This window comes from Ruegeria sp. O4 (genome assembly GCF_056535125.1).
In genome coordinates this window covers 18,362-28,067 of sequence record NZ_JBQERO010000030.1, presented here as the reverse complement: position 1 = coordinate 28,067, position 9,706 = coordinate 18,362, and the positions used below count along the sequence as shown (strand labels likewise).

Genomic DNA, 9,706 nt, shown 5'->3' with positions numbered 1-9,706 from the left:
AAATTCGTCCGTCCGTTTCAGTCCCATAGTTCGTCTCCTTTGCTGCAATAAATGCTATCAAAGGAGCGGCAGCAAACCGCGACACGTCCACGTTTTGAACCACGCGGCAACTGGCTCAAAACCAAGCGCCGTCGCTCGTGTCTACAATCAGGCAGAATTGCTGGCAGAGCGCGCGGTTGCTCTGGATAAGTGGGCCGAACTGGTGACACGGGAAAGCGCAGACGTGATGACGCTTAGGGGGACGGGGCTATGAGCGAACCACTCCAGCCGCCAAAGGGTTTATTTGAAGCTCTTTTACCGCCCGAGCGTTCGGCAAAATACTACGGCTGGATGTATCCATCGACACCAAGAATTCAAAAAGTTGTTGATGAGCTTAACGAGCGCGGCATTGAGACTAAGATAACAGACACCGAGCAATTCAAAGCCGTTGCTTGGCTGCAGGGCCTTAGCGCCGATGACATGGTTCTGTTAAACACCACAAGGTCGGAAGAACTGTTTTGTCGGATCGCCACAATTCAGATTCTCTTTGCTTTTGATGGTGTGCCTAGCGTCGGGGATTTGAGAAAGGCGCGGGATGCATTGCTAGATGCGCTTCAGATTCAGAAACAAGTTGCGGGGAAAGTAGATGCAGTCCCTCGAAGCGTTCGTAGGTTTGCGTACAAGATTCAGTTTGAAGACGCCTTAGAGGTGGCGAGGTCAGCGATTACCACCCGATTGGAGATGGTAGAGGGCGAGCTACACGCCGTAGAGGCATTTATTGCGGCATTTTCGGGCAAAATAAATACCAAGGGCGCGCCGCCAAACTGGGTTCACCACTACCTTGTTCGCGATGCGGCTGATATTTTTTTTAGCGTTACTGGTTTTAGACCTGCAAGGCACCTTCCGGTTCGGGGCTTTGAAGGGTTTCTGACGCGATTTTGTGACGGAATCCCGGGCATGAAGGGGGAGAACTTTACACGACTGGCTGATATCGCCGTCAAATCAAACGGCTACAAGGGTACTTTTTTTCCCTTTGGAAATGAGGTTGAAGAGCAGCTATGGCTTTCATCCGGACAGAGGGGGACAGAATACCTAAATTCTGGGTAATTCTGTATGGACAAGATACCCTCACTTTCCTGAATTTTGTCTGATTTATCCATATAATTCAATTTCATAGCATAACCTCGCAACTAATTGCGAGGTAGCAAAGATGAATGCAGTCACGAGAGACCGCCTTCTCTCGGTGAGGGATACCGCAGCCATTCTTGGCTGTAGTGTCGCCACCGTCTGGCGCAGGACCGCAGCAGGGAAAATCCCGCAACCGGTCAAACTGGAAGGGACCACGCGCTGGTCTGAATCCGAAATCCAAAATCTAGTTGAGAAAGCCAAGGCGCAGCGTACCGCCGCGTAGAAACCCGCACCCCGATACAGGGCGCGGGCGGTATACGATTGCGGCTGGTGAGACAGTTGCAAATGTAACCGTTTCAGCCCGTTGGTGCAAGAACCAAGGAGCAGAAACATGAATACTCAGACAACAATTGAAGTCGAACGCCCACCTACCAACGCGCTGCGCGTGTATCGCTGGGCAGACCTCCCCAACCTAACGGCTCCGGCACTCTACCGGGTCACAGATCCGGGTCATGAGCCGCGTGAAATCTATGCCTCCAAGCACAAGCGCCAAGTCCTTGAGGGTCTGATGCGGTCGCCACTCTATGCGGCCAGCTACTGCCGCCTGTCGGACCAGGTACTGCCCCTGCGCCGCGATGACGGCGTGAACATCGAATGCAAGATGTATCGGGGCGACGCCGACACCGGACGTCAGAAGTTCGGTATTTACTTTCTCGTCAGCGAAGTCACCCGGATCGACGGTCAGGAGGTGCGCTAATGAAAACGCACAAGCTCCAAGCCCGCACCCTGCGCCGCAAACACGGCCTTTCCGAAACCGCTGCACGTCTGATTGCCAGCCTTCATTATGGGGAGGCTCGGTCATGATGGTTGTTATTAAATGCAATGAGCGGGAGGAAATACGCATCTCCCGCGAGCCTGTGGACGCAAAACCCCATCCGGGGTGCGACGTTGTAGAATTCCGCATCTGGTCAAAAACTAAGACGGGGTTACGCCGCACCAATAGAGGCGTTTTGTTTGAAGCGTCCCTACTGCCTGAAGTTTTGAGGGCTCTGTTGAACGTCGCCAACAGGGAACAGGTGGGGTAATGGGGCGCGATAAGAAAAACGAGCAACGCGTCGAGCATTGGACAAAACTCGTGCGAAACATGATGGAGGAGCCCGCTTGGCGGGCCCTCTCCCCTGTAGCACAGGCGTTGTACCCTTGGCTCAAGCTTGAATGGCGAGGCCCGCAGGCCAACAACAACGGAAAGATCCAATTCAGCGTCAGGCAGGCCGCAGAAGCGCTTGGTGTGGCTATGAACACTGCTGCTCGTGCATTCCACGACTTGCAGGCCAAAGGCTTTTTGGTTGTCACAAAGCCAGCCCAGCTTGGCCTTGGCGGCGAAGCTCGCTCAGCCCTCTACGAGCTTACAGAAATAGAGATGCCACACAGCAATCGTAGGGGCGGACGGATGCTGTACCGGCAGTGGGCACCAGGCAATGAATTTCGTGTTCATAAGGCCGCTGCACACAACCCGACTGGCAAAGGTGGAAAAACTAAACCCTGTCTCAATTTTGAAGACGTGACCGTCTTAAATTTTGAGACGTGTAAGGAAAGGACGTCTCAAAAATGAAGACAGCACGTCGCAATATTGAAGACGTAAACGGCCTTTTTCAGCGCTCCCACGTCGCAATTTTTGAGACATCCTTAATCTACCAGGGGGTCTGGGGGAAACGGACACCTTCTGCACCAATAACCAAACACGGCGAGGCATGAGCGATGGCGGATGAAACCGAACGAAAAAACGTGGCCAATACGTATACTGACGAGAACGGGAAATTCGCTCAAGGCAATCCCGGAAAGCCACGCGGAACCCGACACCGAGTCACAAGAGCAGTTGAGGAACTGCTTGAAGGGCAGTCCGAGGCCATCACCCAAAAGGCAGTGGATATGGCGCTTGAGGGCGACAGCACGGCCCTGCGTCTTTGCCTTGAGCGGATAGCGCCCACCAGAAAGGACTCACCTGTCAGTTTCGACCTGCCACCCATCCAATCCGCAGAGGAGGCCTCTGAGGCCGCACAAGCGGTCTTACAGGCTGTTTCTCAGGGCGAGATAACCCCGTTGGAGGGAGCAACCGTCATGGGGCTGATAGAGCAGTACAGGCGGGTTCTTGAAACCACTGAGCTTGAGCGCCGGATCACAGCATTGGAGACACAGAAATGAACATCAGAAACAGGTTGGCAGCTTTGGAAAGCAGACAGTTGGAGAGTGCCGTCTCAAACTCGGGCGCGTCGAACCTACTGGTAAAGCGATTGCAGGCCACAGCTGAACGTATGCGTGAAACACCGTTGAACCAATTGACTGCCAATGCGTCACCTTTAGAAATCGCTGCCCTTATTATGGATTGCCGTGTTGATGACGAAGTGGCTCGGCAATGTGTCGAGTTTTCAAAGCACGAAACCGGTAGCGCTGTTCTTTTCTCAGCATTTCTCGACGCGGCCAAAAGCGCTGACTGCAACCCAACTCGAGAAGAGCATCAAACATGACCATCAGGAACCGAGTCCAGAGATTGGAGCAAACACACAGCCACGGAACGGTCATCTACATCTCTGCCCCCTTCAAAGGCAAAGACGATGGTGAACCAGTCATTCTAAGCGCGTACGTCGGTGGCAACTTGCACGAACGCAAGCCGCGAGAGGATCAGAGCGCGTTCACCAGACTCGTAAACCCTACCGGGCAGCGAAGTGTTTTTCTTGAATCAGACGCGGATCAACTTTGAGGGAGCCAGACAACATGAGCGTGAAGAGCAGGATATCCAAGCTGGAAGCCCGGAAGGGCACCAAGAAAATGACGGCGATTATCCACTTGCCGAAAGACATGACGGATGAAGATGAGGTGCGCGAAGTCGTGGCCCGTCTTACTGCCAACATCTCAGAGCCGTTTGATGAGTGGATAATTCATGACAACGACGCCACAGAGCCGACGATTGGCGTTTTGGATCTAGATGAGTTGTTGGCTGACATAGCCGCCGACAGCAAACGGATTGGTGTGGACGCATGAGCATCAGACGCCGACTAGACAAGCTGGAAACCGCAGTTGTCACTGAGGCGAATAGAAAGCCCCTATTCGTAAGCGTTGTGCCTGCAAAGGAAGGACAACAATGCGGGCCTGCCGTGTTTCACCATGCCATTATTGCCGGAACCACGCTTGGCAAAATTACGCGGGATAAAGCTGAGTGTGAGCATGCATTTGCCCGCCGCGTTTATGCCATGGCAGCAGGCGACAAACGTCTTGAAGACATGACCGATGAAGAGTTGGAAATCGCGCTGGCTGCGGCAGACGAGGAACTTTCTTTGAAGAAACCTTAAAGCGGTGGGTTGAGAGAAAATCTTATCAACAAATCTCATTGTATAAACAAAGAGAGTTTCATTTCTTTCAAAAACGAATTTAATAATCTGCGTGGCGTGAAGCGCTGTTCGTCCAAGTATGTTCGAATTTTTCGTTCGGATATATTCTACTGCCAAGATCATTCAGAATTAAGTTACCGACAACTTTGCAGCCTTTGAATAATTCAAATATCGCTTCATGTGTAACAGTTTGTCCACTTTCATTGACCAGCAAAGGATGTGGAACCTGGATTTCCGTCTTTGACAAACCGCCACCCAATGTCGTCAAAAAAAAGAAAGGATCGGCCTCCTGTCCATCCGCTAGGACGATACAACATCTTATCTTTACAATGAAAATTCCTAACACAGGATCCTTTTCAAACGAATTTCTGTTTACCAACTCTTCAACCCTCGAGACTTGTAAATTCGGCAAGTCTGTGGGAGCTTCTTTACTGAAAAGATTCAGGCGAAAATGCTTAGCCCTACCAGACTGCAACTCTTCAACTTCGTATGAATTATTGGTTTGCTCTGTACACCTAAAGAAGTACTCGTAATACCGCGCTGGGTTTACTATGCTCAATTGCAATATGGGCGGCACAGTTGGTGGTGAAACCCGAAAACTTTCTGTAGGCATGTGCTCTATAAGGGCAATCCAGTTTTCTATGTTAAAACGTAAGCTTCTTAGGAGGGTATTTTGAGTGCCATAATTCTCGATCCCCAATGCCAGATGGGCAGCTCCACGTTCTCGGGATTCCCGCACTGAAAGATAGAAAAAGCTTACACTTGCTGCTGGTTCGTTATCGTGCACCGAGTCTTCATCATCATCATCATCATCATCGTTCTGAAGGCTCACAACTACTTTCTTGATCTGCCTTTTAAGAGAAATATACGGTTGTTCATTTCGGCTGCTCGGTTTGCAAATTTCTGCATGGTTGGCATCTATAGCGACCGGGTTGAAACTCAATTCGCCCGGGTCGGCGTTATCTCTCGTGACAACGGTAACGACCCCCTTCGTCTTATGTTTCTCATAATAGGCTAATGTCGTTATTTCATTTTTCGCCGCTAGGTTCCTGTAGCTGTCAAACAAATTGGACAAGAATCCAGTATCATCAGCCAGGACATTTATATATTTTGAACTAAGTCTCGGAAGCGCAAACTTTAGAGCCTTTGCCAAGCCTGGTGCCTTGTGTGGTGTAGCCAAAAAAGCCACCAACTTGGTGTTGTCCGCAATGCCATTCAAGTCTTCATCACGGCTCTCGGTAGCAGCACGCAGGAGTTCTTTCGCGATGAGTCCGCCGAGACTATGGCACACAAAGGCCAACGGTCTAGTTCCCAGCCCTTCACCCGCGAATAGTTCGAGCAAACTCGTTGCTCTCTCATGCATATCCATTTCTTTTCTAGAGACCTTCTCAAACAGGCTCGAAGGGTATCCGGCGGTCCAAACGCAAACGTTTGAAATGTCCTCAGAAAGCCAGTAAGGCCAAAAACAAGTTGTCCCATTTGCATTGGTAGATGTCCAGGTTTCATGCGGATGGCCTGTCAAACCGTGAATAAAAACTACGTCTAGTTTAGCGTTCGCTTTATCGCCACATTCATATGAAAAATGCCCGCTTTCGCTCACAATCCGCACTCCTGAAGTAAATGAAGCCAATATGGGAATCTATACACCAAATGCATGAGCTGGCTAGTCTTCCCGGCAGGCGACCAATTTGAGTACGGCAAAGTACTTGTGAAATCGACTAAAGAGTAGCGTGTGGGTTTAGTGTGCCATTCTTCCCACTTTGAAGTGATGGCACGACGCGCCTAGCTCGACCACCTCAGCCATCCCTTATTCTTGTTCTGGCCACCCCGGCAGATTGTTTGGAACAGGGACGTCATTCCGAACCAGCCAGTCACGTATTGCTGCCCAGTGGTCCTGTGACCCAGCCGTGTACCGCCGTGAATGCAAATCGTCTATCTGCTGTTCAAGGTAAGGCCACCAGTGCAACTTAATCCTTAGGCCGTGGGATTTGGCCCAAGCACGCAGCGGTGCTTGCCAGTCGTCAACTCGCCGGGATTCAAGTTCCTTGTAAAGGTCAAAGGGGATTCGATAAGGCCAGTCAGACATGCGGAACAGATAGCGAACTTCTGGAGCTTGTCCAAACGGTTTAAGAAGCCGACCGTTGTCTTATGTGCAACCTGTACTCAAACACCACTCCCGCAGAAGCAATGCGCCAGCTGTTTGATGTAGCAGTTGAACAGAACCGCCTCGGGAATGCTGAACCGCTGCCCGCAATTTATCCAAAGCACATGGCCCCGGTTGTCAGGCTGGCTGAGGATGGAAAGCGGGAACTCGTGCAGCTTAGTTGGGGGTTTCGAACCACGAAGAAATCGAAGAAGACAGGGGCAATTATCCAACCTGGAGCTTGGAACAACGCGCGAGATGACAAGGTGCGCTCAAGCGGGCTTTGGCGTGGCAGTTTCGAGGAAAGGCGCTGTTTGGTTCCTGCCAGTTCGTTCTGTGAAGCCAAGGGACGTAGCCCTGCAACCTATTACTGGTTTGCCCTCAAGGGTGAAGAAGACCGCCCGCCTTTTGCGTTTGCCGGAATGTGGCAGACGTCGCGCTATCAGGGCAAGGACGGGCCGGAAGAAGCAGCAACTTACACCGTTATCACCACGACAGCGAATGAAATTGTAAAACCAATACACCCGCAAAGAATGCCGGTGATCCTGCAGCCGGACGACTACGAGCAATGGTTGTCGGGAAACCCTGAAGAGGCCTTAGACCTACTTCAGCCCTACGATGCGGACGATATGCAAATCGTTCGCAGCGGCGAGAGTGAGAAGTCAGATCCGTTGACCTGAATGCTCCATCCTTTGAGCTTTTCCATTCGCCCGCTATGAGCCCATATTCTTTACTAATCAATCTCAATTACAAATGAATAGAACCAACCCACGTCATCTCCCCATGTAGGTGAATGTTGCACTTGGATTTCCGACGAGTTCCTGCGGGTTGGATGCCAAAAGGTCGCTACGTTCTCGTTAGAATTTCCCCAATCGTTTGGCTGATCAAAAAACCAATTGGTGAACATGACGTCTTCGCCACTGTGCCAGCGCCACCCACCATTAGGTTCTTTTGCTCCTGTTTCTTGAAACAATCCAATACCGGGGCCTACCCAAGAGTTTCCATCCCCACTTAAACGCCAGAACTTTGGATCTCTGCTCGTAAGGTGGTGGACAAATTCATTCTCTGCAGCCGAAGAAATCGAGACGAGATAACCACCTGAATTTTCCGCCAAGCCCATCGCAGTTGTACTTGGCATACCGGCCAAAGGAGCAACTGCGAGATAAAGGCTGTCCCCAATGTTTCCGAACGCGAATTCCAAGCTTTCTAATGATTTCGCAGCTCTTGTTAGCCGGTCATCGGGACTAACATACTCAAAAACCTCTGGCGCTCTAAGTTGAGCTATATGAGCGGAGGAAAGGACGTCGTCCCAGTCTGAGGCACGCAGTTCATTACTCACGCCAAGGGACGACAAAGTCTTGGTATTTAAAAATGAATCTTTCTCAAGCCCGTGTGCTTGTTGAAAATCAGAAATTGCCAAGCGAGTAGTATCCCCGAGTACGCCGCTTTCAAAACTGGTTAGATAACCTTGCTCCTTGAGAACCTCTTGCGCTCCAAGCACCATCGCCGAGAACCGTTTCTCCAGGGTTGGGCGCTCAAAAAGGGTCCCAAAGTCAACCAAATACGCCGCACCTATCGCAGCAACAACTACAGCTGCTGCTAACGCGCCGACATAACGTCTAGAACGTAGAACAAGGTTAGGTTTAGCACCCATCCCAACTGTTTTGGTCTCAACCGAATAAACACGAACGGGCGTCGCAATGTTCTTGAGTTTCTTTTTCCCGAGGGCGTGATACCGAACTGGAACCTGGTTCTTTAGTAAATCGTAGGCGGAACCGGATACCAGGACTCCACCAGCAGGGGCCAAGCTTTCAAGCCTAGCTGCAACATTGACGCCATCACCAAAAATATCGCCATCGTCGAACACTACATCGCCAAGGTTTATGGCCATGCGATACTGTATTTTTCTTTCGTCAGAGAACTCCTCCTCACGCTCGGCTATCTCGTTTTGGATGTGGACGGCGCATTGGACCGCTTGCACGACAGAAGTGAACTCTGCCAGCAAACCATCACCGGTAAACTTAATAATTGAGCCGCTAAGTCGTTCAATTGTTGGTTCTACGACTTCCAGTCGGTATTTCTTTTGACGACCTAGCGTACCCTCTTCGTCCAGTTCGATCAGGCGACTGAAGCTTACCATGTCGGAGGCGAGGACCGCCGCTATTCTACGCTCAAGGACCATGTTTTATTGAGCTTCCCTCAACAAGGTATCGGAGCCACCATTCGGCCTTTGGGTATCGCCTTATCCTTGTCAAAGCAGGAAACCTTCCTTGGTCCGTCACGCCAAAAAAAGTTGGGATCCAAGTGACAAGTAGGCCAGTCGTTGCACCACCGAACTGCAAAGTGGACGTGAGGTGTTTTGCCAATGCTCGGACGATTTGCTTTTTGGACGTGGCCAACGATTTGCCCCGCGCGAACAGATTGTCCCCGCTTCAAACCTTCTACGGGAACAATGTGAACCATTTCGACAAAGACGCGGGACCCGCTCGCACCTTCTCGGTGCTTAACAGAGAATCCGGTAGTTATTCCTACAACTCCGCCATAGGTTTTGTTGTCCCACTCTATATATCGGATTTTGCCGTCAACTGGCGAAATCACGGGAGAACCTGCGCTCTTGCAGAAGTCTATACCTTCGTGACTTGTAATAGTTCTTGTAGGCTCGACTACGCGGTATGGTTGCCCATTACCAAGCCTCGTTTTGCCATAATCAAGACAGAGGCCCGACTTCCTCGGTTTCTTCTTTGCCCCTATGACTACTGGTTTTCCATTAGCTCCAATCAAAGAAGTTTCTTGAGCTGAAGCGGTCGAACCCAGAACGAGCGACAAGGACAAAACTGAAACTGCAAAAATGGAGGTTACAATAACGGCAAAGCCAATTTTCATAGCAAACCTCATATAACAAAGTGGATTAAGTCGAACGCTTTCAAGCTAGGTGAATGGCAGAGACGAGACAACAGTTATAGTTTTGCTCTCCTTTCTCCTCTTCTCTCCTACCTAGCGGGGCTTCGGCTCAACTAATTCATTGCGGATAGAACGAACGGCAGGTCCGTCCGGCAGAGCAGATATTGCC

The 9,706-nt window shown here is 50.7% G+C and carries 12 protein-coding genes; 9 read left to right on the top strand and 3 right to left on the bottom strand.

Annotation, left to right across the window (positions count from 1 at the left end; translation table 11 throughout):
- The first annotated feature begins 249 nt into the window (after window positions 1–249).
- The 8 genes from ACR0J7_RS19805 (at window position 250) to ACR0J7_RS19770 (ending at window position 4,454) form a co-directional block, all read left to right on the top strand.
- Window positions 250–1,086, top strand: coding sequence for a hypothetical protein (locus tag ACR0J7_RS19805; RefSeq protein ID WP_480915406.1), 837 nt, complete (start codon window positions 250–252; stop codon window positions 1,084–1,086).
- Between the two features lie 103 nt (window positions 1,087–1,189).
- Window positions 1,190–1,390 (top strand): helix-turn-helix transcriptional regulator, encoded by a 201-nt coding sequence (locus tag ACR0J7_RS19800; RefSeq protein WP_480507575.1) that lies wholly within the window; start codon window positions 1,190–1,192, stop codon window positions 1,388–1,390.
- 108 nt (window positions 1,391–1,498) lie between these two features.
- Window positions 1,499–1,864 (top strand): hypothetical protein, encoded by a 366-nt coding sequence (locus tag ACR0J7_RS19795; RefSeq protein WP_480915404.1) that lies wholly within the window; start codon window positions 1,499–1,501, stop codon window positions 1,862–1,864.
- Between the two features lie 327 nt (window positions 1,865–2,191).
- Window positions 2,192–2,719: a GntR family transcriptional regulator gene (locus tag ACR0J7_RS19790; RefSeq protein ID WP_480915402.1), complete on the top strand. Its 528-nt coding sequence runs from the start codon at window positions 2,192–2,194 to the stop codon at window positions 2,717–2,719.
- Window positions 2,720–2,865: 146 nt separating this feature from the next.
- Window positions 2,866–3,309, top strand: coding sequence for a DUF5681 domain-containing protein (locus tag ACR0J7_RS19785; RefSeq protein ID WP_480915400.1), 444 nt, complete (start codon window positions 2,866–2,868; stop codon window positions 3,307–3,309).
- Entirely contained in the window at window positions 3,306–3,632 is a 327-nt protein-coding gene (locus ACR0J7_RS19780; protein WP_480915398.1) for a hypothetical protein, read from the top strand. The genes ACR0J7_RS19785 and ACR0J7_RS19780 overlap by 4 nt, the downstream gene beginning before the upstream one ends.
- A gap of 247 nt (window positions 3,633–3,879) precedes the next feature.
- A complete protein-coding gene (locus tag ACR0J7_RS19775; RefSeq protein ID WP_480915397.1) occupies window positions 3,880–4,146 on the top strand; it encodes a hypothetical protein in 267 nt (88 codons plus the stop codon).
- A gap of 77 nt (window positions 4,147–4,223) precedes the next feature.
- The gene (locus ACR0J7_RS19770; protein WP_480915395.1) at window positions 4,224–4,454 is read left to right on the top strand and encodes a hypothetical protein; all 231 of its coding nucleotides are present in this window, start codon (window positions 4,224–4,226) and stop codon (window positions 4,452–4,454) included.
- 79 nt (window positions 4,455–4,533) lie between these two features.
- Here ACR0J7_RS19770 and ACR0J7_RS19765 read toward each other — a convergent pair whose 3' ends face one another.
- Window positions 4,534–6,093: an esterase/lipase family protein gene (locus tag ACR0J7_RS19765; RefSeq protein ID WP_480915393.1), complete on the bottom strand. Its 1,560-nt coding sequence runs from the start codon at window positions 6,091–6,093 to the stop codon at window positions 4,534–4,536.
- A gap of 548 nt (window positions 6,094–6,641) precedes the next feature.
- Between ACR0J7_RS19765 and ACR0J7_RS19760 the strand changes: the two genes are divergently transcribed.
- Window positions 6,642–7,316, top strand: a complete 675-nt coding sequence (locus tag ACR0J7_RS19760; protein WP_480915392.1) for an SOS response-associated peptidase — start codon at window positions 6,642–6,644, stop codon at window positions 7,314–7,316.
- Between the two features lie 53 nt (window positions 7,317–7,369).
- Here the strand turns inward: ACR0J7_RS19760 and ACR0J7_RS19755 are convergent, their stop codons facing one another.
- Both ACR0J7_RS19755 and ACR0J7_RS19750 read right to left on the bottom strand, forming a co-directional pair.
- Entirely contained in the window at window positions 7,370–8,776 is a 1,407-nt protein-coding gene (locus tag ACR0J7_RS19755; RefSeq protein WP_480915391.1) for an adenylate/guanylate cyclase domain-containing protein, read from the bottom strand.
- A gap of 59 nt (window positions 8,777–8,835) precedes the next feature.
- Window positions 8,836–9,519: a M23 family metallopeptidase gene (locus ACR0J7_RS19750; protein WP_480915389.1), complete on the bottom strand. Its 684-nt coding sequence runs from the start codon at window positions 9,517–9,519 to the stop codon at window positions 8,836–8,838.
- Between the last annotated feature and the right edge of the window lie 187 nt (window positions 9,520–9,706).

Excerpts from the sequence above, each read along its gene's own strand:
- ACR0J7_RS19750 (WP_480915389.1), bottom strand. The coding sequence starts at position 9,519 with ATGAAAATTGGCTTTGCCGTTATTGTAACCTCCATTTTTGCAGTTTCA.
- ACR0J7_RS19795 (WP_480915404.1), top strand. The coding sequence starts at position 1,499 with ATGAATACTCAGACAACAATTGAAGTCGAACGCCCACCTACCAACGCG.
- ACR0J7_RS19805 (WP_480915406.1), top strand. The coding sequence starts at position 250 with ATGAGCGAACCACTCCAGCCGCCAAAGGGTTTATTTGAAGCTCTTTTA.
- ACR0J7_RS19760 (WP_480915392.1), top strand. The coding sequence starts at position 6,642 with ATGTGCAACCTGTACTCAAACACCACTCCCGCAGAAGCAATGCGCCAG.
- ACR0J7_RS19800 (WP_480507575.1), top strand. The coding sequence starts at position 1,190 with ATGAATGCAGTCACGAGAGACCGCCTTCTCTCGGTGAGGGATACCGCA.
- ACR0J7_RS19790 (WP_480915402.1), top strand. The coding sequence starts at position 2,192 with ATGGGGCGCGATAAGAAAAACGAGCAACGCGTCGAGCATTGGACAAAA.
- ACR0J7_RS19785 (WP_480915400.1), top strand. The coding sequence starts at position 2,866 with ATGGCGGATGAAACCGAACGAAAAAACGTGGCCAATACGTATACTGAC.
- ACR0J7_RS19775 (WP_480915397.1), top strand. The coding sequence starts at position 3,880 with ATGAGCGTGAAGAGCAGGATATCCAAGCTGGAAGCCCGGAAGGGCACC.
- ACR0J7_RS19755 (WP_480915391.1), bottom strand. The coding sequence starts at position 8,776 with ATGGTAAGCTTCAGTCGCCTGATCGAACTGGACGAAGAGGGTACGCTA.
- ACR0J7_RS19780 (WP_480915398.1), top strand. The coding sequence starts at position 3,306 with ATGAACATCAGAAACAGGTTGGCAGCTTTGGAAAGCAGACAGTTGGAG.